Annotated in this window: 23 protein-coding genes and 1 riboswitch; of the genes, 9 read left to right on the top strand and 14 right to left on the bottom strand. The window is 70.1% G+C overall.

From position 1 onward, the window contains the following. Positions 1-168 precede the first annotated feature (168 nt). Positions 169-393, top strand: a riboswitch (cobalamin riboswitch). A gap of 129 nt (positions 394-522) precedes the next feature. The 6 genes from metE to ACQPYZ_RS20040 all read left to right on the top strand — a co-directional run bounded on the left by metE (position 523) and on the right by ACQPYZ_RS20040 (position 7317). Further along, the gene (metE, locus tag ACQPYZ_RS20065; protein WP_433158031.1) at positions 523-2826 is read left to right on the top strand and encodes a 5-methyltetrahydropteroyltriglutamate--homocysteine S-methyltransferase; all 2304 of its coding nucleotides are present in this window, start codon (positions 523-525) and stop codon (positions 2824-2826) included. A gap of 74 nt (positions 2827-2900) precedes the next feature. Then, positions 2901-3824, top strand: coding sequence for a methylenetetrahydrofolate reductase (locus tag ACQPYZ_RS20060; protein ID WP_433158029.1), 924 nt, complete (start codon positions 2901-2903; stop codon positions 3822-3824). Between the two features lie 47 nt (positions 3825-3871). Continuing rightward, on the top strand, positions 3872-4234 hold the full coding sequence (locus ACQPYZ_RS20055) for a hypothetical protein (protein ID WP_433158026.1): 363 nt from the start codon (positions 3872-3874) through the stop codon (positions 4232-4234). Between the two features lie 35 nt (positions 4235-4269). Next, positions 4270-4842 (top strand): hypothetical protein, encoded by a 573-nt coding sequence (locus ACQPYZ_RS20050; RefSeq protein ID WP_433158024.1) that lies wholly within the window; start codon positions 4270-4272, stop codon positions 4840-4842. Positions 4843-4945: 103 nt separating this feature from the next. Next, complete coding sequence (locus ACQPYZ_RS20045) at positions 4946-5647, top strand: YcnI family copper-binding membrane protein (RefSeq protein ID WP_433158021.1); 702 nt, start codon at positions 4946-4948, stop codon at positions 5645-5647. Beyond that, positions 5647-7317 (top strand): copper resistance protein CopC, encoded by a 1671-nt coding sequence (locus ACQPYZ_RS20040; protein ID WP_433158018.1) that lies wholly within the window; start codon positions 5647-5649, stop codon positions 7315-7317. The genes ACQPYZ_RS20045 and ACQPYZ_RS20040 overlap by 1 nt, the downstream gene beginning before the upstream one ends. On the opposite strand, the gene ACQPYZ_RS20035 is transcribed toward ACQPYZ_RS20040, so the two are convergent. Beyond that, complete coding sequence (locus ACQPYZ_RS20035; RefSeq protein ID WP_433158015.1) at positions 7298-8473, bottom strand: PrsW family intramembrane metalloprotease; 1176 nt, start codon at positions 8471-8473, stop codon at positions 7298-7300. The genes ACQPYZ_RS20040 and ACQPYZ_RS20035 overlap by 20 nt on opposite strands. Next, complete coding sequence (locus tag ACQPYZ_RS20030; protein WP_433158012.1) at positions 8470-9096, bottom strand: hypothetical protein; 627 nt, start codon at positions 9094-9096, stop codon at positions 8470-8472. The genes ACQPYZ_RS20035 and ACQPYZ_RS20030 overlap by 4 nt, the downstream gene beginning before the upstream one ends. A 119-nt stretch (positions 9097-9215) precedes the next feature. Between ACQPYZ_RS20030 and ACQPYZ_RS20025 the strand changes: the two genes are divergently transcribed. Further along, positions 9216-10361 carry an alpha/beta hydrolase fold domain-containing protein gene (locus ACQPYZ_RS20025; protein ID WP_433158009.1) on the top strand — a complete coding sequence of 382 codons (1146 nt, stop codon included), beginning with the start codon at positions 9216-9218 and terminating at the stop codon, positions 10359-10361. Here ACQPYZ_RS20025 and ACQPYZ_RS20020 read toward each other — a convergent pair. The 11 genes from ACQPYZ_RS20020 to ACQPYZ_RS19970 form a co-directional block, all read right to left on the bottom strand. After that, a complete protein-coding gene (locus ACQPYZ_RS20020; RefSeq protein ID WP_433158006.1) occupies positions 10345-11019 on the bottom strand; it encodes a hypothetical protein in 675 nt (224 codons plus the stop codon). The genes ACQPYZ_RS20025 and ACQPYZ_RS20020 overlap by 17 nt on opposite strands. A 142-nt stretch (positions 11020-11161) precedes the next feature. Further along, positions 11162-11752 carry an ABC transporter ATP-binding protein gene (locus tag ACQPYZ_RS20015; RefSeq protein WP_433158003.1) on the bottom strand — a complete coding sequence of 197 codons (591 nt, stop codon included), beginning with the start codon at positions 11750-11752 and terminating at the stop codon, positions 11162-11164. Beyond that, positions 11746-12552, bottom strand: coding sequence for an ATP-binding cassette domain-containing protein (locus ACQPYZ_RS20010; RefSeq protein WP_433158000.1), 807 nt, complete (start codon positions 12550-12552; stop codon positions 11746-11748). Before ACQPYZ_RS20010 ends, ACQPYZ_RS20015 begins: the two co-directional genes overlap by 7 nt. Then, positions 12549-13409 (bottom strand): ABC transporter permease, encoded by an 861-nt coding sequence (locus tag ACQPYZ_RS20005; RefSeq protein WP_433157997.1) that lies wholly within the window; start codon positions 13407-13409, stop codon positions 12549-12551. The genes ACQPYZ_RS20010 and ACQPYZ_RS20005 overlap by 4 nt, the downstream gene beginning before the upstream one ends. Then, on the bottom strand, positions 13406-14452 hold the full coding sequence (locus ACQPYZ_RS20000) for an ABC transporter permease (protein ID WP_433157994.1): 1047 nt from the start codon (positions 14450-14452) through the stop codon (positions 13406-13408). Before ACQPYZ_RS20000 ends, ACQPYZ_RS20005 begins: the two co-directional genes overlap by 4 nt. Then, complete coding sequence (locus ACQPYZ_RS19995; protein ID WP_433157991.1) at positions 14434-16023, bottom strand: ABC transporter substrate-binding protein; 1590 nt, start codon at positions 16021-16023, stop codon at positions 14434-14436. The genes ACQPYZ_RS20000 and ACQPYZ_RS19995 overlap by 19 nt, the downstream gene beginning before the upstream one ends. Before the next feature lie 116 nt (positions 16024-16139). After that, on the bottom strand, positions 16140-16943 hold the full coding sequence (locus ACQPYZ_RS19990) for a MerR family transcriptional regulator (RefSeq protein ID WP_433157989.1): 804 nt from the start codon (positions 16941-16943) through the stop codon (positions 16140-16142). A gap of 15 nt (positions 16944-16958) precedes the next feature. Further along, positions 16959-17720, bottom strand: a complete 762-nt coding sequence (locus ACQPYZ_RS19985; RefSeq protein WP_433157986.1) for an ABC transporter permease — start codon at positions 17718-17720, stop codon at positions 16959-16961. Between the two features lie 11 nt (positions 17721-17731). Then, entirely contained in the window at positions 17732-18475 is a 744-nt protein-coding gene (locus ACQPYZ_RS19980) for an ABC transporter ATP-binding protein (RefSeq protein WP_433157983.1), read from the bottom strand. A 74-nt stretch (positions 18476-18549) separates the two neighbouring features. Continuing rightward, a complete protein-coding gene (locus ACQPYZ_RS19975) occupies positions 18550-18936 on the bottom strand; it encodes a DUF1398 domain-containing protein (RefSeq protein WP_433157981.1) in 387 nt (128 codons plus the stop codon). 30 nt (positions 18937-18966) lie between these two features. Next, the gene (locus tag ACQPYZ_RS19970) at positions 18967-19644 is read right to left on the bottom strand and encodes a hypothetical protein (RefSeq protein WP_433157978.1); all 678 of its coding nucleotides are present in this window, start codon (positions 19642-19644) and stop codon (positions 18967-18969) included. A 538-nt stretch (positions 19645-20182) separates the two neighbouring features. On the opposite strand from ACQPYZ_RS19970, the gene ACQPYZ_RS19965 reads away from it, so the two are divergent. Further along, the gene (locus ACQPYZ_RS19965; RefSeq protein WP_433157975.1) at positions 20183-22687 is read left to right on the top strand and encodes an ATP-binding protein; all 2505 of its coding nucleotides are present in this window, start codon (positions 20183-20185) and stop codon (positions 22685-22687) included. Positions 22688-22814: 127 nt separating this feature from the next. Beyond that, entirely contained in the window at positions 22815-23867 is a 1053-nt protein-coding gene (locus tag ACQPYZ_RS19960; RefSeq protein WP_433157972.1) for a Gfo/Idh/MocA family protein, read from the top strand. A gap of 57 nt (positions 23868-23924) precedes the next feature. Here ACQPYZ_RS19960 and aztD read toward each other — a convergent pair whose 3' ends face one another. Then, positions 23925-25124 carry a zinc metallochaperone AztD gene (aztD, locus tag ACQPYZ_RS19955; RefSeq protein ID WP_433157970.1) on the bottom strand — a complete coding sequence of 400 codons (1200 nt, stop codon included), beginning with the start codon at positions 25122-25124 and terminating at the stop codon, positions 23925-23927. Positions 25125-25156: the final 32 nt, after the last annotated feature.

The following is a 25156-nucleotide window of genomic DNA, read 5'->3' as shown; positions in this document are numbered from 1 at the left end:
TCAGCGCCGGACTTCGACCGGCTTCCCCCACACGTCAGGTCGTCACGCACTTCCGGGCACAGCCCGGGAAGCGACAGTAGGTTACCTTCCCACGCGCCCACCGGGAAACCCGCACGAACGTGTCTGTTCGCACTCTGTGCGCTCTCGACCTCGCCTCGGGTCGCGCGGGTAAGCTGGCTGGGCAGCTGGTTCGGTCTGGCAGCCAGTCAGATCGTCGTAAGAGGGAACCCGGTGTGAGTCCGGGACTGCCCCGCAGCGGTGAGGGGGAACGACCGCCGTCAGGAAGCACTGGGTCCAGCCGGACCTGGGAAGCGACGGCCAGTAGGTGTCCGGCAACTGATACAGCCGGGCGTGCCCCCGAGTCCGAAGACCTGCCACTGCCCACCGTGCGCCCGGCGTACGGCGGTGACCGCGTGACCTCGTGGGAAGGTCGACGGGCGTGGCCGGGTGCGACCGGCGGCGTCGGCGTGCTCTCCCACCGGGTCGAGGGTCTTTCGAGACAGGCTCGCTAAGGAGAGACGCTTGAACAGCAAGTCGGCAGCACGGGCCACCGTGTACGGCTACCCCAGGCAGGGTTCCCATCGTGAACTGAAGAAGGCCGTCGAGGGCTACTGGAAGGGCACGGTCACGGCCGACGCCCTCCGGCAGACCGCCGCGGACCTTCGCAAGGCCAACTGGCAGCAGTTGGTCGCCGACGGGATCGGCGAAGTGCCGACCGGTGACTTCTCGTACTACGACCACGTGCTGGACACGACCGTCCTGCTCGGGGCGATTCCGCAGCGACACCGGGCCTCCGTGGACGCGGACCCGCTGGACGGGTACTTCGCGATGGCCCGCGGCACCCAGGAGGTCGCGCCGCTGGAGATGACGAAGTGGTTCGACACCAACTACCACTACCTGGTGCCGGAGCTCGGCCCGGACACGACGTTCACCGTCGACTCCAGCAAGCAGGTCTCCGAGCTGCAGGAAGCCGTGGCGCTGGGCCTCAAGGCCCGGCCGGTCCTGGTCGGGCCGATCACCTATCTCCTGCTGGCCAAGCCGGCGCCCGGCGTGGCGGAGGACTTCCAGCCACTGTCCCTGCTCGAGCGGATCCTCCCGGCGTACGCCGAGGTGCTGGCCGACCTGCGCGCCGCGGGGGCGGAGTGGGTCCAGCTGGACGAGCCGGCCCTGGTCCAGGACCGCACCGCCGACGAGCTCGACGCCGTGGCCCGGGTGTACAGCACGCTGGGCGGTCTCACCGACCGCCCGAAGCTGCTCGTGGCCTCGTACTTCGACCGGCTCGGTGACGCCTTGCCGGTGCTGGCCGACGCTCCGGTCGACGGTCTGGCGATCGACTTCACCGGCCCGGCCGCGGCGAATCTCGACGACCTGGCCGCGGTCCCCGGCCTTCGCGGCAAGCGCCTGGTCGCGGGGGTGGTCAACGGCCGCAACATCTGGATCAACGACCTGTCCGCCTCGCTCTCGGTGCTCGCCCAGCTGATGGGCCTGGTCGACCACGTGGACGTGGCCGCCTCGTGCTCGCTGCTGCACGTTCCGATCGACGTATCCGCCGAGACCGAGCTCGATCCCGAGGTGCGGCCGTGGCTCGCCTTCGCCCGGCAGAAGACCGCCGAGATCGCGGCGCTGGCCACCGGTATCACCGAAGGCACCGAGGCGATCGCGGCCGTCCTCGACGCGAACCGCGAGGCGCTGGCGTCCCGGGCGTCCTCGCCCCTGACGAACAACCCGGCGGTCCGGGCACGGGCCGCGGCGGTCACCGCGGCGGACGGTCGGCGCGGGGCGTCGTACCCCGACCGGAGTGCCGCACAGCAGGCCAGGCTGGGGCTGCCGTTGTTGCCGACGACAACCGTGGGGTCGTTCCCGCAGACCGGCGAGCTGCGGAAGGCCCGGGCAGACCTGCGGGCCGGCCGGATCGACGAGGCGCAGTACGACGAGCGGATCGACGCGGAGATCCGCGAGGTGATCGCGTTCCAGGAGAAGGCCGGCCTCGACGTGCTGGTGCACGGCGAGCCGGAGCGCAACGACATGGTCCAGTACTTCGCCGAGCAGCTCGACGGGTACGTCGCCACGCAGCACGGCTGGGTGCAGTCGTACGGGACGCGCTACGTCCGTCCGCCGGTGCTGGTCGGCGACATCTCGCGGCCGGAGCCGATGACGGTCCGGTGGTGGGCCTACGCGCAACTGCAAACTGATCGTCCGGTGAAGGGCATGCTGACCGGTCCGGTCACGATGCTGGCGTGGTCGTTCGTCCGCGACGACCAGCCGCGGAGCGAGACCGCCCGGCAGGTCGCGCTCGCCCTGCGCGACGAGGTGAACGACCTCGAGACGGCGGGCGCGGCCGTCATCCAGGTCGACGAGCCGGCGCTGCGGGAGACCCTGCCGTTGCGTACGGCGGCGCGCGCCGAGTACCTGGCGTGGGGCACCGAGGTGTTCCGCCTGACGACGAGCGGCGTACGCGCGGACACCCAGATCCACACGCACATGTGCTACGTGGAGTTCGGCGACATCCTCAACGCGCTCGACGAGATGGACGCGGACGTCGCCAGCCTGGAGGCCGCCCGCTCGCACATGCAGGTCGCGCACGAGCTCAGCGAGGCCGGCTACCCGCGCGGAGTCGGGCCGGGCGTCTACGACATCCACTCACCGCGCGTCCCGGGTACGCCGGAGGTCGTGTCGCTGCTCCGCAAGGGTCTGGACGCGATCCCGGCGGCACGCCTGTGGGTGAACCCGGACTGCGGCCTGAAGACCCGCGGCTGGCCCGAGGTCCGCGACTCCCTGCAGAACGTCGTCACCGCCGCCCAAGAGCTCCGCACCGAGCTGCGCTGACCACTAAGGTGGCCGGGACGCTCGTCCCGGCCACCTCGGACGTGACGACACGGAGAACCCACGGGGAGGATGTTGTGCAGCCGGATCTCTCGACGATTCTGCGGACCGGACGCCGTACGGAGTTGCTCTTCTACGGGATGACGCCACCACGCCTGGCGATCGCCGAGGACGCGCTGCGCCGGTTCCTCGACGTGACCAAGGCGCGACTGCAGCAGATCGACGTCGATGCGCTGATTCTGTACGACATCGACGACGAGGCCGAGCGCTCGGACACCGAACGGCCGTTCCCGTTCAGCCCGACCATGGACCCCGCGCGCTTCCTGGCCGAGCACCTGACCTGGTGGGAGCGGCCGGCGATCGTGTACCGCTCGGTCGGCAAGTACAGCGAAGCGGAGCTGGATTCCTGGGTACGGCGGACGCCGGACGGCCTCGGCACCGTCATGGTCGGTGCACCCACGAGCTTTGCGTCGGTGAAGACGAGTCTGAGCCGGGCTTACGACCTGTGGCAGGGTTGCGGCTCGGTAATGCCGCTGGGCGGGGTGACGATCCCGGAGCGCCATTCGTCCCGGCAGGACGAGCATCATCGGCTGCTGCGCAAACAGCAGAGCGGCTGCTCGTTCTTCGTCACGCAGATCATCTACGACGTGGGCGCGGCGATGGACCTCGCGTCGGACTACCTCTACCTGTGCCGTGAGGAGGGCGTCGAGCCGGTGCCGATCGTGTTCACGCTGTCGATCTGCGGCTCGGTGAAGACGCTGGAGTTCCTCGCCTGGCTGGGGGTGAAGGTTCCGCGCTGGCTGCGCAACGAGTTGACCCACGCCAGCGACCCGGTGGCGGACTCGTACGCGCACTGTGTCGCGATCGCCCGGACCCTGTCCGCGTTCTGCCGGGACCGGGACCTGCCGTTCGGCTTCAACGTCGAGAGCGTCTCGACCCGCCGGGTGGAGAACGAGGCCGGCGTCGACCTGGTCAAGGAGTTGCGCACGTTCGTCGGCTGACGACACCTGACGTGAGCGGTCTTGGGTGCCTCGGGTTAGATGCAGATGTGTTGATTGCCTTGAAGAACTTCTGTCGTTCCGTCCTCGTGGTGTCGGCGGTGGTGCTGGCCGGGTGCTCTGGGGGTGGGCAGGAGAGTGACGGGTCGGGGGCGACGGTCGAGGTGTCGATCCAGGACGGGAAGACCGAGCCCAGTGGTGACGTGGTGAAGGTGCGGACCGGCGAGCAGGTGACGGTGAAGATCACCAGCGACATCGACGACGAGGTGCATGTCCACTCGACCCCGGATCACTCGTTCCAGGTGGCTCCGGGGGAGCAGGTGGAGGAGACCTTCAGCTTCAGCGCTCCGGGGACCTACGAAATGGAGTCGCACCGGCTGAAGAAGTTGATCGCCAAGTTCGAGGTCCGCTGACCCATAGATCGGAGCCGTCGGATAGCTTGCTCGCTGTGACAGTGTCAGGGATCGACCCACGCACGAGGCCGCTGCGGTGGCTGCGTGCGGTCTCGGTGTCGTCTCTGACGGTCGGGCTGTCCGTCGCCGGACACGTGGTCGGCGGGGGATCGGTGCCGCATCCGCTGGCTGTCCTGGTCATCGCCGGGCTGGCCTCGGCTCCGGCGTACCTGCTGGGTCGGCGGCGCCTGACCTTCGTACGGCTGGCAGGGCTGCTCGCGACCGGACAGTTGCTGATCCACTGGGTCCTGAGCGAACCGACCGACGCCGCTCACCACATGCACGGCGCTGCGGCCACAGCTCCGGGTGGACTGCCGATGCTGGGTGGCCACGCGTTGGCCACGCTCGCGGCCGGAGTCCTGCTGGCGTACGGCGAGACGCTGCTGTGGTTGGTCTGGGAGCTCCTGCGCCCGCTGCTCGCGCTCCCGCAGCGCGTCGTCATCGCGACGGCCGACGTACGGCTGCCGATCGTCGACGCCGGGCCGCGGCCGCGCCGGATCGGCGTACGTGGTGCCGAGTCGCCGCGGGGACCGCCGGCTGTGATCGGGGTGTCGCCGACCGCCTGGTGACCGGGGCTGACCCGGGTCCGGGTGGTTGTCGTGCGCGCCCACGCATCCGCCTGTGTTCCGAGCGAGCCGTCGTCCGGTGGCTCCAGCCCAGAAAGACTTCGAGATGAAGACTGCACTGCGACGTACCCTTGCCATCGGCGCGCTGACCGCCGGTGGCCTCGTGCTGGCCGGTACGCCGGCCTTCGCCCACGTCGGCGTGACGCCGAGCGTGACGACCGCCGGTGAGTACAGCGTCCTGACCGTGTCCGTGCCGCACGGGTGCGACGGATCGCCGACCACGAAGGTCTCGATCAAGATCCCCGAGGAGTTCACCTCGGTCACGCCGACGGTCAACCCGAACTGGACCGTCCAGAAGGTGATGGCGAAGCTGGCGACCCCGATCAAGGACAGCCACGGCAACGAGATCACCGAGCGGGTCGGGGAGGTCGTCTACACGGCGAAGACCCCGCTGGCCGACGACCTGCGGGACAAGTTCGAGCTGTCGGCCAAGCTGCCGGACAAGCCCGGCAAGCTGGTCTTCCCGACCGTCCAGACCTGTGCCAAGGGTGAGACCGCCTGGGTCGAGGTCGCCAAGGACGGCCAGTCGGAGGACGACCTGGAGGCTCCCGCGCCCGGGTTCGAGGTGACCGCCGCCGACAGCGAGTCCGACAGCGAGTCCGACGGGGAGCCGGCCGCGACCGGGAACGCCGCCGCGGCCGCGTCGGTCGACGACGGCACCCCGGCGGTGACCTGGGTCGCGCTCGGCGTCGGTGTCCTCGGCCTGGCGGTCGGTGGCGCTGCGCTGGTCAGGACGCGTCGGTCCTGATGTTCGGCCTGCTCCGGCGGGCACGGTGGCTGCGCGTCACCGTGCCCGCCGGAATCCTCCTGGCGGTGGCGTGGCTGGGGCTGACCGCGGTCCCCGCGGCCGCGCACGCCATCCTGCTCGGCACGGACCCGAAGAACGACGCGGTGCTGCCGACCGCACCGGCGGCGATCACGTTGACGTTCAACGAGCAGGTCGGTGTCTGGCCGACCTCGGTCAGCGTGTTCGCCCCCGACGGCGAGCGGCTGAGTACGGACGTCCGCAGCGTCGACACGAAGGTCGTCGCCCAGTTGCCGTCCGGGCTCGAACGCGGCACCTACACCATCACCTGGCGGGTCACGTCCGCCGACGACCATCCGGTCTCCGGCGGGTTCGTCTTCTCGATCGGGGAGCGAAGTGCTGCCACCGCCGCGCCGGTCGGCGACGAGCCCAGTACGGCGCTCAACGCTGCCCGCGTGGTGACCACGAGCCTCGGCTACCTCGGAGTCCTCGCGGCGGTGGGGCTGGCCGTGTTCGAGCTGGGGATGCTCGCGGCGACCCCTGGAGGGATGCCGGTACTGCGTCGTCGGCTGCGGACCGCCGCCCGGATCGCCGTCGTGGCCGGCGTGGTCGGTGTCGTCGCGTCCGTCCCGGTGTCCGTGGCCTGGCAGTTGGACGCCAAGCTCACCGACTCGACGGTCTGGTCGGACAGCATCACGTCGGACCACGCGCTCGCTGCAGTGTTTGCGTGTGTCGGCTCGGCGTTGACGCTTGTCAGACCGCGCGCGGGCACGCGTCGTCGCGACCTGACCAGGTGGTACGTCGGCGTCGGCAGCGTGCTCGCGCTGGCGTCGTTCCCGTTGACCGGTCACACCCGCACGTACGGTCCGGCTTGGCTGGTCGTCGCCGCGGATGTCTTGCACGTGATCGCCGGCGCGGTTTGGGCCGGCGGGATCATCGGCCTCGCCATCACGTTGTCGAAGGGCTCGGACGCCTCGCCCGAACGCGCGGCGGTCACGGCCGCCCGGTTCTCAGCCGTAGCGGCGTGGACGATGCTGACGCTGGCCGCGGCCGGCACGATCCTCGCGTGGCGGGTGCTGGGCTCGATCCGCGGGCTGTGGGAGACGTCGTACGGTCTGGCACTGCTGGCGAAACTGGCGGTGGTCGCCGCGATCGTCGCGCTCGCCGCCTGGAACCGCTTCCGCCTGCTGCCTCGGGTCAAGGCCGAACCACGCACGTCATCGGCCCGCCGGACGCTGCGGCTGACGGTGAGCGCGGAAGCCCTGGCCGTGGCCGGTGTCCTGGCGCTCACCTCGATCCTGGTGACCCAGCCACCTCGCGAGCAGGAGCAGACCGCGACCGCGCCACAACGCGTGCGCGGAGTCGAGGCCAAGCTGGGCGAGAACCTCGCCCGGCTCCGCATCTCCCCGGTGACCACAGGCCAGAACTCCATCCAGCTCTACCTGCGGACGTCGGAAGGAGAACCACTCGAGCCACTCGCTCCACCGACGGTGCGGTTCAGCCTCTCCAGCGAGAGCATTGGCCCGGTCGCGGTCCCGCTGACCAGCGTCGGACCCGGGCAGTACGAAGGTCGCGTCGGTCTCCCGCGGGCGGGTGACTGGACGGTCCAGATCGCAGCCCGCACCAGCAAGTACGAGTCGCCGACGGCCGAGGTCACGGTCCGGATCGGTTGACCGGCTCCTTGCTGCGGAGCCGTGCGAGCTCGGAGCGTGCGTGCGTGACACCGGGGCTCTCGCTGCTGTTGGCGCGGGCGATCTCCTGCGCGAGGTCGGTAGCGGCTTCGAGGTAGTGGCGGGCTCTGGAGCGGCTGTGCAGGTGCTTGCGGTACTTCTTGCGGTCCTTGCGCAGACCGCTGACCGCATCGACGAGGGCCGGATCGACCGCGCCGGTCGCAAGCTCGGGACCGAGCAGGTCGCGCATCCAGGTGCGTTCCTGCCGTGCTGCGTGCCGGAGCACGTAGAACAGGGTGGCGAGCTCGATGACCGCGAGGGCGAACGGCAAGACGGCGGCGATCGCGGTGCCGCCACTGAGCCCGCCCATGTCGTCCCAGGCGAAGTGGAACACCATCGCCGTCAGCATGGTGAGGACGCCGCGGACGACGTTCCGTTCGCCGGGCGTCCGGCCGAGCACCCACATCAGTCCGGCGCAGAAGATCGCGCTGAACAGAGCGTGCGAGACGATCCCGGCCGCGCCGCGCGCGAGGAAGACCTGCAGCGACGAGCCGAGTTGGTCGACGCCGTACAGCTGGGTGGCGCCGTTGTAGACGTACAGGAGATCCTCGAACACCTGGAAGCCGAGGCCGATGAACGCGCCGATGATGAAGCCGTCGTAGGCGCTGCGGACCAGCCGGGGCGCGAGTCCGATCAGCAGGACGAGGCCGATCCCCTTGGCGAACTCCTCGTTGATCGGTGCGGTCAGCCCGGCGGCCCAGTCGGCGGCGAACGACGTACCGCCGATCTTCGACCAGATCGAGAGCAGCGCGGTGTTCGCCGGAAGGGCGATCCAGAACGTCGCCGCGACACCGCCCCAGACGAACCCGGTCGCGAGCAGCTTGGCGGGCTGGGCGGTGAACCGGTTGTGGTGCCGCAGGAGCAGCAGCCAGGGCACGAGGTAGAGCCCGAACAGGACCACGCCGCCGGCCAGCGCGGGGGAGTAGAACGCTGCCTTGGGGCCGAAGTACCGCAGCATCGTCAGGGCGCCGCCGCCGACGCCGAGCACGTAGACCCAAAAGGCGAGGTTGTGTGGCTGGAGGAACCGGTACGGCTGTCCCCAGCCGGACTGCTCGATCGCCCGCAGTTGCGCGGCCTTCTCGTCGGGTACGACGCTCATCGCGCCACCCCCGGCGTGATGCTGCGCAGCAGCGCGGACACCTCGTCCTGGTAGCGCTCGAACTGGCCGCCCGCCGTCCGCACCCGGACGAGCAGCGCCGGCGACCCGGCTGCCTCCGCCGGATCGAGAGCCATCTTGAACGCCACGTCGATCCCGTCGCCGCTCGGCCCGGTCCGGCTCTCGACCACGCCGACGAGGCCGGCGTCGGTGGTCACCGTGCCGCGCGTACCGGTCACGTCAGGGTCGTCGCCCTCGGCCCGCTCCACCTGGTCGAGGAACGCCTCCGCGGCGCCGGTGTACGCCGTCCCCGCGAGCTCGATCGTGGCTCCCCCGGAGGCGAGCAATACCTGCACCGCCCGTGCGTTCGCCCCGGCGCCGCCGACCAGGGTGCCGCTCTCCAACTGCCAGCCCACCGGCGGCACCGCGGTCGCGCCGGAGCCGAGATCCAGGACCTGTCCGGCGCGGATCTCGTTGTGCCATGGGATCGCCGCGTTCACCGCCTGCCAGCCGTAGATCAGCACCAGCGCGACCGCCAGAGCGATCAACCCGGCCGGAAACGTCCGCCGGTCCAGCCCGAGCAATCGCTGCTCGACCGGCACCCAGTCCCGTGGCCTCTCCGCCATCGTGGCTCCCCTCCCGCGGCATGTCATCGGATCGTCAACAAGTGATCGGACGATCTCAACATTGGTGGTCAATCGTGGAACGAGACCGTCAAGCAAGGCAAGGAAGGGAGACGCGCCCGGTGTCCCTCGGGTTTCTCTGGAGCGTGGGAATCGTCTCGATCGGCACGGCGTGCGCGTTGTGGCCCGTGCGCCGCCCGGGCCCGCTGCGCGGTCTGTGCTTCCGGATCGGGCTGCTGGTCAGCGAGCTCCCGTTCATCGCGTTGCTGTTCGTCGTGTTCTCGCCGGCCCTGGCGTTCGCGCAGGGTGATGTCGACACGGTGGGGGACGCCGTCGTCGTCGGTCTCGCCGTGTTGACGGTGGCCGGCCTGGTGGTCGTCGTACGGCGGGCTCTGCGGGCCAGGCGGGTGGTGGCTGACGCGCTGGACGCGTCGTATGGGCTGGACGAGGAGTCGAAAGCTTGCCTGCGGCAGCGGTTGCCGTGGGCACGGATCCTGTTCAGGCCCTTCTTCACCCGGCGCTTCGACGTGCGGAGGATCGGTAACCTCAGGTACGGCGACGCCGGCCGGAGGAATCTCCTGGACGTCTACCTACCCCGCTCCGGCGCGGTGCGCGGACCGGTGCTCATCCATCTCCACGGCGGCGCGTACTTCGCGGGCCGGAAGAACTCGCAGGCGCTGCCGATGATCTACCGCCTGGCGAGCAAGGGCTGGTTGTGCATCAGCGCGAACTACCGCCTGCGTCCGGAGGCCGAGCATCCGGCGCATCTGGTGGACTACAAGCGGGTGATCGCCTGGGCGCGTGCCCACGCGGCCGAGTACGGCGCCGATCCCTCGCTCCTGTTCGCCACCGGCAGCTCGGCGGGTGGTCACATGGCCGCGCTGGCCGGTCTGACACCGAACGACCCGGCGTACCAGCCCGGCTTCGAGGACGTGGACACCACGGTGACCGCGGTGATCTCCCTCGGCGGCTACCACGGCAACTACTACGGCCAGGGCGAGTCGTCGTCGCCGGTCGGGCACGTGCGCGCGGACGCACCGCCGTTCTTCATCGTCCACGGCGAGCAGGACACGATGGTCCCGGTCGACACGGCCCGAACCTTCGCCACCGCCCTGGCCGCCGTCTCGACCACCCCGGTCGCCTACGCCCAGCTCCCCGGCGCCCAACACTCCTTCGACCTCTTCCACTCGATCCGCTTCGAATCCGTCGTCAACAGCATCGAAGCCTTCACCACCACCGTCCTCGGGCGCCTCACACGTTCGAATTGAAGTACTTGTCGAGGGCTTGTCGCAGTACGGGTAGCCACTGCTCGCAACTCTGGGCGGTGATCTCCACAGCCAGCGGCAGGAAATCGTCCGGATCGATGCGGTTGCGGAACATTGCGGCCAGGATGGATTCGAGCAGCGCCTCGACCGTCTGCGAGCCAGACTCGTGCTGGAGAAATCCGCATACGTTTCGTTGTACGGCGTCCGGGATCTCGGCACGTGGCTGCGGATCAGTCGCCTTGAGGTAGGAGTAGATCCCGCTGCGGAACTGTTGTTGTTCGACTGGTGATGGTCCACGCCTGCAGATCCGCGGTGTGCTCGCCAGGTCGAGCAGTCGATGCACCGGCCCGAGCAGCAACAGGTTTCGGTGCGGCACCCTGAGGGACAGCCAGGCCTCGGTGACGAAGGGAGAGAACCCGGCCTCGCACAAGGCTCTCGCCTGATCATCGACGTCGGCCGGCGTAACCCGTGCGTCGCCGTACTTGTTCACCTCATCTGCGATCGCATCGGGGCTGGCTGTCAGTCTGGCGATGAACGCCTGGACCGCAGGGTCGAGTACTGGTGCCGAAGTGGTGATTGGTGTGCTCGACGGAGCCACGGTGGTTGTCGTCTCCGTGGATCCGGCGTCCTCACCGTTCGTGCACCCGATGAGTGCGGACACAGCAAATCCGACCGTGCCAATGCAGATGATTCGTCGCCACATAGCCCCGTGTCCCCCCACCATCCAGCTGCCGCGGTCGCCCCGCGATGCCGATGGATCCCCTGCGGCCGACGGTACGCCCGCACTGTTGCTGGAACAAGGGTCAAGGGCTGATGCTGCGGGTGCTGACCTTGTCGAGGAGGGGGCGGTCGTGGGAGATGGCGAGTACGCCGATGCCGTCGGTGCGGGCACGGTCGAGGAGGTGGTGCCAGATGCGCGCCTGGGTGACGGCGTCGACGCTGGCGCTGATCTCGTCCGCGACGACGTAGCGCGGGTTGGTGAGCAGGGCCCGGGCGAGGTTGACGCGCTGGAGCTCGCCGCCGCTGATCTCGTGCGGGAAGCGGTCGAGCCACGCCGGGCTGACCAGGTCGGGATCGACCGCCTCGAGCTCGTGGTGGCAGGCGCCGCTCTCGGCGAGGATGTCGCGGACCTTCCAGTGCGGGTTCATCGCGCGTTCGGGGTGCTGCAGGACGAGCTGCACCGGATGAGGACCGCGCGGTCGGGCGTCGACGTCGATCTCGCCGCGCTGGGGCGTCAGCAGCCCGGCGAGCAGCCGTCCGATCGTGCTCTTGCCGGACCCGCTCGGCCCGAACAGGCCGACGACTTCACCGGGCGCGACCGACAACGACGTACCCTCGACGATCCACGGCGCGTGGTCGTCGTACCGGAACCAGAGGTCCTTGGCCGTCAGCATGGCTGCGCCTCCGGGACCGTGAAGCCGTTGGCGGGCAGCGCACGCCAGAGCGCCTTGGTGTACGCGTGCTGCAGCGCCGAGCCGTCAGCCGAGAACGCGGTTGGCGCGGCGGACTCGACCGTCCGGCCGTCGTGGCAGATCACCACGGTGTCCGCGATCTCGAGCGCGCCCTGCAACTCATGGGTGATGAGTACGACGGCGCGCCCGTCGTCGGCCAGCGTGCGGAAGTCGGCGAGTACGGCGGCGACGTCGCTGGCCGGCAGACCTGGGGTGGGCTCGTCGGCCAGGATCAGGTGTGGATCGCCCATCGTCGCCATCGTGACCAGGACCCGCCGGATCATCCCGCCGGACAGTTCGTGCGGGTATCGGCGTAGTACCTCCCGGCCGAGTCCACGGGCCTCCAGCGCGGTGGCGGCCACACGGTCCGGGTCGTCGTGTCCGGCGAGCCGGGCCGAGCGGCGGACCTGGCGGCCGACGGTGGCGAGCGGATCCAGGTAGTCGACCGACTGGGGGAGGAGCGCGATCTCCCGCCCGGCCAGGCGTCGGCGTGCGACCGGATCGACCACGGTCCCGGCGTACGTGACGGTCCCGGCCTCGGTCGCGTTCGGCGGGAGCATGCCGAGGACGGCGTGCGCGAGCAGCGTCTTGCCGGCACCGGAGGCGCCGACCAGGGCGACGACCTGGCCGCGGTCGGCGACCAGGTCCATGCCGGCCAGCGCGACGATCTCCCGGCGGCGCAGGCCGCGCGCGTACTGGACGAACGAGACCTTCAGCTCCTCGATGGTCAGCAGGGCTGTCACAGGTGGTGGCTCCTCGGGTCGAGGAGCGCGCGGGTGTTCTCGCCGATCGCGTCCACGAGTTTGACGACGACGAGCAGGCACAGTCCGGGCAGGACCGCGAGCCACCACGCGCCGGCGGACAGGAACCGCATCGACTCGGCGAGCAGTACGCCGATCGACGGCTCGGCCGGGTCGACGCCGAGACCGAGGAACGACAACGCCGCCTCGTGCAGGATGGCGTGCGGGAACAACAGCACCGTGCCGACCAGGAAGTGGCCGACGAGTTGGGGAGCGACGTGCCGGCGGGCGATCCACCAACGGCCGCGACCGAGTTGCCGGGCGATCGCGACGTAGTCCGACGAGACCACCTGGCGGGCGTGGCCGCGCAGGACACGGGTCAGCGACGGCCAGTGGGTGACCGCGACCGCGATGACGACCGCCCGGGTCCCGCCGCCGAGCGCGAACGCGAGCAGGATCAGCAGGACGAGGTGGGGGAGCGCGAGGAACAAGTCGACCAGCCAGGTGACCGCCCGATCCACGACCCGGCCGCCGACCGCGGCCGCACAGGCCATGAGTACGGCGACCGTCCCCGAGATCAGCGCGGCACTCACGCCGACGACCAGGCTGAGCCGCAGCCCGGACAGCACCCGCGCGAGCATGTCGCGACCGAGCCGGTCGGTCCCGAACAGGTGCTCCCAGGACGGGCTCAGATTCCGGTCCGCGAGGTGCGTCGTACCGGCGGGGTCGACGGCCATCGTGCCCGCGATCACGACGCCGGCCACGACGGTCACCGAGACGGCGAGGAACGCCAGGGTACGGCGCCGGCGGTCGCCCATGAGCCGGCCGGACCGGGTGCCGTCGGCAACGACGTCGGTCATCGAGCCGCCTCCAGACGCCGGGTGCGCGGATTGAGCCAGGTGTGGAGGAGATCGCCCAGTTGATTGCCTGTGTAGACGAAGACCGTGGTGAACAACGCGATCGCGAGGAGCAGCGGAACGTCCTGTCCGAGCGCGGCCGCCGTGGTCGCTGCACCGAGGCCGGGGTAGGAGAAGACCTGTTCGGCGAGCACGGACCCGCCGAACAGCTCGCCGAGCGAGCTGAACTGCAGCAACAACGCCGGCCCGGCAGCGTTGCGCAGTACATGGTGAACGACGAGGCCCAGCGTGCGCTCGCCCTGTGCGCGGGCGAACGCGACGTAGTCGCTGGCCATGGCGACCGCCACCGCCTGCCGCGTGTGCAGGGCGATCGGCGCGATGCCGACCAGGCTCAAGGTCAGGGCCGGGAGCAACAGATGGTGCAACCGGTCGAGCAACCCGACCTCACTGGCGACCGTCCCGACGGGTACGGCGCAGCAGATCGGCGTCCACTGCAAGGACACCGAGAAGGCGTACAGCAGCAACAGGCCGACCCAGAACGTCGGCGCGGACGCCAGGGTGTAGGCCCACCAGGTGATGACCCGGTCGGCCCAGCGGCCACGCCGTACGCCGGCGACCAGACCGAGCGTGAAACCGATCAGGCCGGAGAAGCACCAGGCGACGGCCATCAGCGCGAGGCTCGTCAGGAACTTGCCGGCGATGACGTCGGCGACCGGTTGGTTGAAGGTGGCCGACTGCCCGAGGTCGCCGCGAACGAGGTTCGCCAGCCAGTTGCCGAACCGCTCCAGCGGCGGGTCGTTCAGGCCCCAGCGCTCGGCGATCTGGGCGCGTTGTTCGGGGCCGATCGCCGCGATGTCGCCGCCGACGTACGCGTCCACCGGGTCGACCGGCGACGCGGACATCAGCGCGAACGACGCCGCGGCGACGGCCGCCAGCAGGATCACGAGCCGGACCAGCCTGCCGGCCACGGCTCCGGCCCACCGTGGACCGCGTGGCGCCGTCCTGGTGGGCTCGTCGGTGACTGTGCTCAACAGGTCCAGCGCCATCCGGTGATGCCGGCGGTGATCGGCCACCCGTGCCCGTGCGGCTCGATCTGCGGCTTGCCGAGGTCGAGGCAGTCGCTGACGAAGTAGGTGTGCTCGAGGTTGACGAGCCACGCCCAGGCGGCGTCACCGGACGGGCCGAAGCCGTTGCCGTCGGCATCGCGCTGGGCGGCCTTCCAGTGCTTCGTGGCCACGTCCGGATCGGTCGCGCCGAGCGCGGTGTCGAGGTTCTTCTGGACGGCCGGGTTCACGTAGTAGCCCGGGTTCCAGTACTCGACGCCGGCTTGGGTGGACGAGTACAGGTTGTACATCTCGGTCGGGTCGTGGCTGCCCCAACCGAACAGCACCGCGTCGGCGTGCAGGCGCTTGTCGATCACGTCCCAGCTGACGCCCTTCGGCGTGACTTGGATACCGACCGGCTTCAGCATGTCGGCGACGCTGAGTGCGAGCCCCTGGCGGGTCGTGTCGTCCGCCGGGTAGAGAAGGGTGAACGCCGCCTTGATGCCGGCCTTCTCGCGGACGCCGTCACCGTTGCCGTCGGTCCATCCGGCCGAGTCGAGAAGCTGCTTGGCCCCGGTGGTGTCGTTGTCCTCGATCGCCGACGACGGCTCGTACCAGGGCAGGCCGTCGACCGGTCCGGTGGCTGGCGAGCCGAAGCCTTCGAGCACTCCTTCGACCAGCGCGGTCCGGTCGACCGCCCGGTTGACCGCCTGCCGGATCGCCTTGTCGGACGTCACGTCGTTGCCGATCGGCAGGCCGTCCGCGGTCTTCCGGCCGGTGTCGGCGACGTACGGGAACATCACCCCGCGGTTGTCGACCGACCGCACCGGGACCACCTTCATCCCCGGCACGGTGGTCTTGGCCAGGCTCGACGGTACGGCGGCCATCGACGCCTGACCCGCCTTCGCGGCCGCGAGCGAACCGTCCTCACCGGTGAACGTGAACACGATCCGCTCGAACGCCGGCTTGGTGCCGTAGTAGTTCTCGTTGCGCTGCACGATCAGCTGCTGACCCTCGTCCCACTGGACGAACGTGAACGGACCGGACCCGACCGGTTTGCGCGCGTAGTCCTTGCCGTGGGCATGCTTCGGCACGATCCCGAGCGACACCAGCCGGTTGACGAAGGTGCTCTGCGGCCGCTTCAGGTGCAGCTCGACGGTGTCGTCGTCGACCGCCACGGCCTTGGCCAGCGCGGTGACGTCGGTCAGCCCGCCGCTCTTCGCGGCCGTGGTGAACGTGTACGCCACGTCGCCGGCCGTCACCGGCTTCCCGTCGCTGAACTTGGCGTCGGTGCGCAGGTCGACCGTCCACACCAGCCCGTCCGCGCTGACCGAGTGCTTGGTCGCGAGGTCGTTGACGACGTTCAGGTCCGCGTCCCTGGTCAGCAATGTCGACTGGAACAGCGGCGACCCGTAACGACCCCACCCCAACGTCGGGTCGTACCCCTCCTCGGACTCACCGCCGATCGCCAGCCGGAGCTCCTTCGGGGTCGCCCCGCTCGCCTCGCGCCCGCCGTCGTCGACCCCGGCCGCGCACGCCGCCGTACCCACGCCGAGCGCCACCGCCGTGATCACGGCACACGACTTCCTCAACCCACCGACCACTAGGTCCTCCGCAGCCTCACATGCGACCCGATCGCATCAACGCACGGAAACCTACGTCGCCGGCCGCCCTGGCTGCAAGTACGGCGTCAGTCGCTGGACTCCGTGCCGGCCGGCCGGCGGGGGAGTGTGGCCGGAGGCACACGTTCGACGCGGGTCCAGCCTCTCCAGCCGCGCTGCTCCAGGATCGCGAGCAGCCGCTCGGCGCCGGGGGCGGCCTCGAGCATGGCCGAGTCCATCAGGGCGACGAACTGGTCGTCGAAGCCTTCGGCGCCCGCCTCACCCGCCTCCACCGCGCGGATCATCAGGCGCTCCAGGATGTCGGCCATCTCGATGACTCGTGGATCGTCGTCCGCCCAGTCGAGCGCGCCGCGCAGAAGGCTGTAGAGCTTCACCATGTCGGGGTCGTGCAGCGCCTCGTGCTTCAGGGCGATCACGGTGTCGATCTGGTCGGGCACCTGGGCGGCGACCAGGATCCAGGCATCCCGCTCCAGCTCGATGTACCACTCCTCGACGCCGAGATCGCGCAGCCGGTCGAGGTAGCCCACGACGCTCCGGGGGAGCGCCAGGTTCTCGCCGGCGGCCAGCCGGGCGATCCGCTTCCGGTTGCCCTGCAGCCGCCGGATCTCCGCTCGCAGTTGCTTGTCGATGTCCTGGACAGCCGCGGCGAACTCCTCCGGACCGGCGTCGAGGAGTTCCTGCACCCTGGCCAGCGGTACGCCGGCCTCGGCCAGGGCATGGATCCGGAGCAGCCGCACGACCGCCGCGGCGTTGTAGGTCCGGTAGCCGGACCGGTTGCGCTCTGGCTCCGGGAGCAGTCCGATCTGGTGGTAGTGGCGTACCGCCCGCACCGTCACGCCGGCGTACGCGGCGAGCTGGCTGATGGTGAGCATGGGTCCCAGACTGCCTCAGGCGATCTTCCGGCGATAGGTGACCATGGCAACGACGTACGCCACGACGAGGATGCCGACGCACCAGCCCAGGGCGGTCCAGACATCGTCGCCGACCGGCTGCTGGGTGAACAGGTCGCGGACCGTGTTGACGATCGACGTCACCGGCTGGTTCTCCGCGAACCAGCGCACCGGGCCGGGCATGGTCGCGGTGGGCACGAAGGCCGAGCTGATGAACGGCAGGAACAGCAGCGGATAGGAGAACGCGCTCGCGCCTTCCATGGTCTTCGCGGTGAGACCGGGGATGACGGCCAGCCAGGTGAGCGCCAGGGTGAACAGCACCAGGATGCCGGCGACCCCGAGCAACGCCGGTACGCCGGCCGCGGAACGGAAGCCCATGAGCAGCGCGACGGCCACGACGACCACGAGCGAGATGACGTTGGCGAACAGCGAGGTCAGCACATGGGCCCACAGGACGCCCGACCGTGCGATCGGCATGGACTGGAACCGCTCGAAGATCCCGCTCCGCAGGTCCGAGAACAGCCGGAACGCGGTGTACGCGACGCCCGACGCGACCGTGATCAGCAGGATGCCGGGCAGCATGTAGTCGACGTAGTCGACCGGACCGGTGTCGATCGCGCCGCCGAAGACGAACACGAACATCAGCATCATCAGGATCGGCACGATCGCGGTCGTGATGATCGTGTCGAGACTGCGGGTGACGTGGCGCATCGTCCGTCCGGTGAGGACGGTGGTGTCGCCGAGGAAGTGCGTGGTCATGTCTCGATCTCCTACTTCCGGTCCCCGACGACGGCGAGGAAGACTTCTTCGAGCGAGGGCTGCTTCTCGACGTACTCGATCGTGGCCGGCGGCAGCAGCTTCTTGAGTTCGGCGAGGGTGCCGTTCACGACGATCCGGCCCTGGTGGAGGATCGCGATCCGGTCGGCGAGCTGCTCGGCCTCTTCCAGGTACTGCGTCGTGAGCAGGACCGTCGTGCCCCGGCCGGCGAGACCCTTCACGGTCTCCCACACCTCGATCCGGGCCTCGGGGTCGAGGCCGCTCGTCGGCTCGTCGAGGAAGATCACCGGCGGGTCGCCGATCAGGCTCATCGCGATGTCCAGGCGGCGGCGCATGCCACCCGAGTACGTCGACACGCGCCGGGCGCCCGCGTCGGTGAGCGAGAAGCGCCGCAGCAGTTCGTCCGCGACACCGCCCGGGTCGTCGAGGTGGCGCAACTTGGCGACGAGTACGAGGTTCTCCCGGCCGCTGAGGATCTCGTCGACGGCGGCGAACTGCCCGGTCAGGCTGAACGACTCCCGGACACCCGCCGGCTGGGTCGCCACGTCGAACCCGTTGACGACGGCCGTCCCGGCGTCGGCCTTCAGCAGCGTGGCGAGAATCCGCACGGTCGTCGTCTTCCCCGACCCGTTCGACCCGAGCAGCGCGAAGATGCTGCCCCGCTCCACCTCGAAGTCCACACCGCGCAGTACGGCGAGCTCGCCGTACGACTTCTCCAGACCCTGCACCCGAATCATCCGCTACCTCCTTGTGTGCGGGAAGTTCCCGCTCCAAGGGTGAAGGGTTGACGCAACGTCAGGGTCAAGCCCGACTAACCAAGCCTCTCCGACAGCAATTCGGATCCGGCCCGGTCGTAGTAGGTGATCGTCAGCGCCCGCGTGTCGAAGGTCCACTTCTCGACCCCGGCGTCGGCCAGCGCCCGGGACACCTCGACGTACGAGGTCCCCTCCTCCTCGTGCCGCCGGAGTCCCTCGGCCATCGCCACCTTGTCCCCGACCGCCGCGATCGGGAACACGTCATGCGTCGGCTCCGACGTCACCTGGTGCCCGCCGTCGCCGAAGTACGTCGTACGCCCGTCCGTCAGGTACGTGTCGCTGCTCGTCACCCCGATCCCGCGCAGCGCCTCGAGGTACGCCGCCAGCGTCGACGCATTCCCGAGCCGCTCGTGGATCTCGTCGATCTCCTCCAGCGTGAACATGCCCCCATTTCACACCACCCCGGGGCGGGCCTACTGGGTTGACGCGACCGAGGTCGGGGCGGCGGATCTCTCGGGGGTCAGTTGGGTGAGGGTTTCGATGCCGTTGGCAAGCATTTGGCGGAGGAGGTCGTCCGGAGCCGCGTGGGTGGTCTCGGATGCGGCGTACGTGGCCGCGGAGATGGAGTTGGGGGCTGCTCGGCGCAGGTACGTCGCGAGTCGTGGACGGGCCCGCCGGCGGAGGAAGCTCGCCACCCACCCGGTGGCGAGCGGCGACTCGTCCAGCACTCGGCGGCTCGAGTCGTCCGAGCCGTCCTCCAGTTCGGCGATCATCTGCTGGGCCCGGATCAGCGCGACCGCGAGAACCATTTGGTCCTGACGCGCCACGAGCGGCAACGCGGTCCGGACCACCCGGGCGACGAGCCGTGGATGGACGGCCGGATCGTCCGACGTCAGCCCGATCACCGACGGGATCATCGGCGCCAGCGCGCCCCGCCCGGCATCGGACGTCCGGTCGTTGACCGCCCGCGCGAGATGAGCCAGGAGCGGGTGCGTGCAGCGCGGGTGGTCCGACCACGGTTCACCGGCGAGATACCCGGCGTACTCCATGAAGCAGGCACCGTCACGCGGATTCCGGTGACTACCGACCGACAGGACCGGCACGCCGTCGGTCAGGTACGGCGTACTGCCGCCGAAACGCCCTCTGCTCATCCCGCCCTCCCGGCACTACGAGCCCACCGGCGTAGCCCGGTGCATGCCGCCGAGGTACCCCTCTCAGCTCACATGTATTCGTCCGGAAGGCGTACGGCGAGTTACCGGGTCGGGGAGGCAATGACGGACAGGGTTTGTCCGGCGTGGACGGTGGTCTCTCGGTGGACCCGCCATCGGCCGCAGGCACAGTGCGCGTAGGCGACCACGCCCAGGCTGGTCCGGTGCCGCGACCGCGTCGTCCAGTCGTGGATGTGGGGCGAGGAACTCAGGCGTGCGGAAGCCATGACTGCGTCTCGTCCGGGACGAACCACTCGCGGTCGTCCCTGGCGGGTGCGGTGGTCGTGACGCTGAGGGCGAGCTTCATCTGTCCTCCAAGGGTTGGTGGTCTACCTGCCCAACTCTTCGCCGAGGTACGTGCCGGTCCCAGGTCGTCGACCGGACATCTTCCGGACACTTCGGTCGCGGTCGCCGTAGGTGCACTCGCCGCGGGCGTTCGGGGCCTTGCCGCGCCGTAGACTCCGACGGGGAGGCAGGAGGAGTGACCGGACCTGGATCGTCGACCTTCGGTGAGCTGCTGCGCGGGTGGCGCGAGCGTGCGTTGCTCACCCAGGAAGAGCTTGGTGAGCGAGCCGGGATCGATCCGCGGACGTTGCGCCGCTGGGAGACCGGCGAGTCGGTCCGCCCGCGCCGCAGCTCCCTGCGTCTGGTCGCGCAGATCCTCGACCTGACTACCTCCGAGTCGGCCGAGCTGGCCGCAGCCGCACAAGCAGTCACCCCGCACGCCCCGGTGGCGGTGGCGGGGGCTGGCCGGCCGCACCAGCTTCCGCCGGCGCCGTCGCACTTCGCCGGCAGGATCGAGGAGCTGGCCGAGCTTGGGTCGTACGTTGCGGCAGGCCGGTCCGTGATCGCCGTCGAAGGCATGGCAGGGGTCGGCAAGACGGCCTTCACCGTCCAGGCGGCCCGGTCGCTCGCCCCGGACTTCCCCGACGGCCAGCTCTTCCTCGACCTGCGCGGATTCAGCGACCGCAGTCGCCCGCTCGAGCCGGCCGAGGCCCTGGCCCGGATGATGCGCGCGCTGGGCGTGCCGGGCGATCAGGTCCCGGTCGACGTCGAGGAGTGCGCGGGCCTGTTCCGCAGCCTGGTCGCCGACCGGCGGCTGCTCTTCGTGTACGACAACGTCGCCGATGCCGGGCAGGTCGCGCCGCTGCTGCCCGCGACCCCGACCTGCCAGGTACTCACCACCAGCCGCCACACCCTCGCGAGCCTCGACCGCGGCGCGACCATCCGGCTCGGCACCCTGCCGTCGTCGGCGGCCATCGACCTGTTCACCAGCGTCGCGGAGTTCACTGGGCAGAGCCCCGATCAGTTGACCGACGTGGTCGAGCTCTGTGGCGGCCTTCCGCTCGCGCTCCGGATCGCCGCCGCCCGCCTGCGCTCCCGGCGCTCCTGGCAGGTGGCTGATCTCGTACGGCGGTTGCGTGAACAGCGCGACGTCGTACTCGATCGCCTCGACGACGAAACGCTCGGAGTGTCCGCCGCGCTCGACCTGTCGTACGCCGCCCTGGACGAGCCGACCCGCCGGGCCTACCGGCTGCTCGGCCTGATCCCGGGCCCGGATGTCGATTTCGGTGCGGCCGCGGCGCTGTTCGGCTCCGATCGCGACACCGCCCGCGCAGCGCTGGACACACTGCAGGACCTGCACCTGGTCAACGAAGCGCCTGGCGGCCGCTACACCCTGCACGACCTCACCCGCGCCCACGCGGTCTGGCACGCCCAGTCCACCGAGACCGCGTCGGACCGATCGGCCGCACTGATCAGGCTTCTCGACCACTACTGCGCGTGGGCGAGCGCCGCCATGGACCTGGCACATCCGTACACCCGCAGTCGACGGCCGGATCCGCCGTACGTCGTCGACCCCTCGGACTGGACGACGTACGCCGCCAACGGATGGCTCGATACGGAGCTCCCGAACCTGCTGGCCACCGCCCAGGCGGCCGCCAAGCATGAGTTGCACCGACAGGTCGTCGACCTGTCGGGCGTCGTGCACCGCTGGCTGATCATGCGCAACCGCCTCACTGGAGGCGAAGCCCTGCACCGCCTCGCACTGCAGGCCGCGACCGACCTGGGCGACCAGGCCGCGTTGGCCCGAGCACACGGGGATCTCGGTCGGGTACTGCGCCGCCGGAACGAGTACCCCGCCGCCGCTGAGCACTTCACCCGAGCGCTGACACTCGCCGTCGAGGAAGGGCTGACCCTGGTGGAGGTGGAGGCGCACTTCGGGCTCGCCGCGACCGTGCAGTACGGCGGCAGCTCGGTGGACCCCGACGAACACCTCACCCGCGCCCTGCGCCTCGCGGAAAACGCCGGCGACGACCTGGGACAACTCGAGTCGCACTCGACGATCGCCCGCACCCGGTTGGGCGAGGGCGCGTACGAGGCGGCCGTCAGCCATTTCGACCAGGCCCTGAGCCTGGCCCGCCGAATCGGCTACCTGGCCCGGGAGGTGGACGCGCTCATCGGCCGCGGCCGGGCCGAGGCCGAACTCGGACGAACGGCCGCCGCGATCGACGGATTCCGTCGTGCCGTGGCGCTCTCGCGCGCGGAGGACCTGCCGATCGGCGAGCTCGCCGGCCTGAACAACCTGGGCAACGCCGTCCGCCGCAGCGGCGACCCGTCCGCGGCGCTCGCGTCGTACCGCGAAGTGCTGACGGTGGCCCGCCGCATCGGAAGCCGGAACTGGCAGTACGAGGCGCACCAGGGAATGGGGCGTTCGTACGTCGACCTCGGCGACGGCGGGTCCGCCCTCGAACAGCACCGGCAGGCCCGTCTCCTGGCCGAGCGGAAGGGCCTGCGCGCCGACCTCGCGCGGGCGGAGGACGGGCTCGGCGCGGCGTACGCCGTACTCGGGGATCAGGCGCGGGCCCGGCAGCACTGGCAGCGCGCGCTCGCCCTCCTGGCCGAAGTCGGTGTCGACTACACCGACGATCCGGAAACCAGCCGGGAAGCCATCACCCGGAAGCTCGAGGGGCTGTCGGCGGGTTGATCGGCCGGATCGCGGGCCGGCGGGGACTCGCGGACCGGCGGGGGACTCGCGACGGGGTGGTAAGCGCTTGCCGACTTGGCATAGGGTGAGTGGACAGTCGAAGCGACGCCGAGTCGGAGGAGTACGGGTGACTTCCACGCAAGCTGTCAGGTTCGCCGCCGTCGGGCTTGACCACGCGCACATATTCGGGCAGATCGCCGGCCTGGTCCGGGCCGGCGCGGAGTTCGCCGGGATGGCGACCGACGACCCGTCGACCGCGATCGCGACGCGGGTCCGGGAGCGGTACCCGGACGTTCCGGTGGTCGAGAGTCCGGACGAGCTGATCGGCCGGGACGGGATCGACCTGATCGTGACCGCCGCCGTTCCCGATCGCCGCGGGCCGATCGCGGTCGCGGCGCTGCGGGCCGGCAAGGACGTGGTGGCCGACAAGCCCGGCTGCGTGACCGTCGACCAGCTGGAGGAGATCGAGAAGGCGGTCAGCCAGAGCGGGCGGTTCTGGTCGGTGACGTTCTCCGAGCGGTTCGAGGTGCCCAGCGTGATCAAGGCCGGTGAGCTGGTCCGCGAGGGCAGGATCGGGACCGTCGTCCAGACCCTCGGCATCGGCCCGCACCGCGTCGGCGACCGCGCCCACCTCGCCGGCGGCGACGGTCGCCCGGACTGGTTCTACGACAAGAGCCGGTACGGCGGCATCCTCACCGACATCGCCTCGCACCAGATCGACCAGTTCCTCTGGTTCACCGGCGCCCGGACCGCGGAGGTCGTGGCCAGCACGGTCGGCAACTTCGGCAACCCCGACGAGCCGGGCCTGCAGGACTTCGGTGAGATCCTGCTCCGCAGCGACAACGCGCAGGGCTACATCCGGGTCGACTGGTACACCCCGGCCGGCCTGCCGACCTGGGGCGACGGCCGCCTGATGATCCTCGGCACCGACGGTTACATCGAGCTCCGCAAGTACGTCGACATCGCCGGCCGCGACGGCGGCGACCATCTGTTCCTGGTCAACCAGGAAGGCACGCAGTACATCGACTGCTCCAAGGTCGAGACCACCTACTACGCCGACCTCGTCCACGACGTCCGGAACCGGACCACCACGGCCGCACCCCAGCAACACACCGTCGAAACCATGCGCCTCGCCCTCACCGCCCAACAACAGGCCAAAGTCCGGGGCGCGGCCCGATGACCCTCGCACCCCGTCGGTGAAGGCGGGTTCCCTGCCGTCCGGGAACCCGCCCTCCGGTCAGTGTCCGGCGACGGTCCCGCTGATCTCGTTCGGGATCGCCTCGAGGGTGGCCGAGCCGGTGACCTTGCCCGTGGTCAGGTCGAGCTGGTGGACCTTCTTGGTGGCCGGCTCGGTGACGTAGGCGTCGTCGCCGCGGACGAACAGGGCCGGGCGCGGGTCCTGCCAGTCCACCGGCTCCTTCCAGGTGCCGACAACCGGCCAGGAGTTCACGATCCTCCCGGCGACCGGGTCGATCACGTGCAGCCTGCCGTCGGTGCCCAGGATCAGGCCCTCACCCTTCGGGCCGCGGCCCAGTGAGCGGAAGCTGTAGCTGACGCCCTTCGGCATCGGCACGATCCGCTGCGTCTGGGCGGCGGTGTCGACGAGCGCGAACTGGCCGGGGAACTCGCGCTCCGCGTCGGGTTCGATCTTGTAGTCGCCGAGCAGGATCGGCGAGCTGTCGGTGCCGGCCTGGGTGCCGGTGGCGCCGTACGCCCGGTCGCTCTTGACCTTGACGAAGGCGCCGTTCTTGAACAGCAGCACGCCGTCCTGGCAGCCGAGTCCGACGACCTCGCCCTGGGCGACGGCCTCGCCGTGCACGCCGGGACACTCGTCGCTGCGGGCGATCTCCTTGCCGTCCTTGTCGAGCGCGAGCGCACCTGTCCGCTCGTCCTCGGTGCCGACGGTGACCACCATCGTGCCGTCGCTGAGCTCCACCGCGACCCCGTGGTGCGGCTGGGCGGTCTTGTACTTGCGCCCCTGCGGCTTGCCGTTCGCAAGCTCCTTCGGGTCGAAGCTGTTCACCTCGCCGAGACCGTCGGTGAACAGGATCGTCCGCTCGCCGTGCAGTACGACGTGGCCCGGCTCGGCACCCGGGTAGGTGACGTCGGTCATCTTCCCGTCGACGGCGTCGAGAATCTGGAAGCCGGCCTCGGTGGAGACGACGACGTTGCTGTCGTCACCCGCCGGATTCACCCGGTTGAAGCCCGCCAGCGTGACGTTGTGCGCCGGCTTCAGCGTCTCGCCGTCGAGCACGTAGATGCCGCCGTCGTAGGTGATCGCCACCGGCGCCTTCACCGCGGCTTCGGGCGCGGCCGAGGACTGCGACGAGGACTGGGATGAGCTCCCGCCGTCACTGCCCGCGGCGGATCCACACGCGGCGAGCGCCAGCGTGGCAGCCGCCAGCGCGGCCACCCCATGGACAACGCGTCGGTTCACTGCCTTCTCCTTCATGAAGTTGATAATCGTTT

The sequence above is a fragment of the Kribbella sp. CA-247076 genome (assembly GCF_050942445.1).
Lineage (GTDB): Bacteria > Actinomycetota > Actinomycetes > Propionibacteriales > Kribbellaceae > Kribbella.
This window is presented reverse-complemented; position numbering and strand designations above follow the sequence as displayed.

Coding starts and splice junctions, on each gene's coding strand:
- ACQPYZ_RS19970 (WP_433157978.1), bottom strand. CDS start 19,644: ATGAGCAGAGGGCGTTTCGGCGGCAGTACGCCGTACCTGACCGACGGC.
- ACQPYZ_RS19980 (WP_433157983.1), bottom strand. CDS start 18,475: ATGATTCGGGTGCAGGGTCTGGAGAAGTCGTACGGCGAGCTCGCCGTA.
- ACQPYZ_RS20005 (WP_433157997.1), bottom strand. CDS start 13,409: ATGACCGACGTCGTTGCCGACGGCACCCGGTCCGGCCGGCTCATGGGC.
- ACQPYZ_RS19990 (WP_433157989.1), bottom strand. CDS start 16,943: ATGCTCACCATCAGCCAGCTCGCCGCGTACGCCGGCGTGACGGTGCGG.
- ACQPYZ_RS20030 (WP_433158012.1), bottom strand. CDS start 9,096: ATGGCGGAGAGGCCACGGGACTGGGTGCCGGTCGAGCAGCGATTGCTC.
- ACQPYZ_RS19975 (WP_433157981.1), bottom strand. CDS start 18,936: ATGTTCACGCTGGAGGAGATCGACGAGATCCACGAGCGGCTCGGGAAT.
- ACQPYZ_RS20015 (WP_433158003.1), bottom strand. CDS start 11,752: ATGCTGACGGCCAAGGACCTCTGGTTCCGGTACGACGACCACGCGCCG.
- ACQPYZ_RS20040 (WP_433158018.1), top strand. CDS start 5,647: ATGTTCGGCCTGCTCCGGCGGGCACGGTGGCTGCGCGTCACCGTGCCC.
- ACQPYZ_RS20035 (WP_433158015.1), bottom strand. CDS start 8,473: ATGAGCGTCGTACCCGACGAGAAGGCCGCGCAACTGCGGGCGATCGAG.
- ACQPYZ_RS20045 (WP_433158021.1), top strand. CDS start 4,946: ATGAAGACTGCACTGCGACGTACCCTTGCCATCGGCGCGCTGACCGCC.
- ACQPYZ_RS20000 (WP_433157994.1), bottom strand. CDS start 14,452: ATGGCGCTGGACCTGTTGAGCACAGTCACCGACGAGCCCACCAGGACG.
- ACQPYZ_RS19985 (WP_433157986.1), bottom strand. CDS start 17,720: ATGACCACGCACTTCCTCGGCGACACCACCGTCCTCACCGGACGGACG.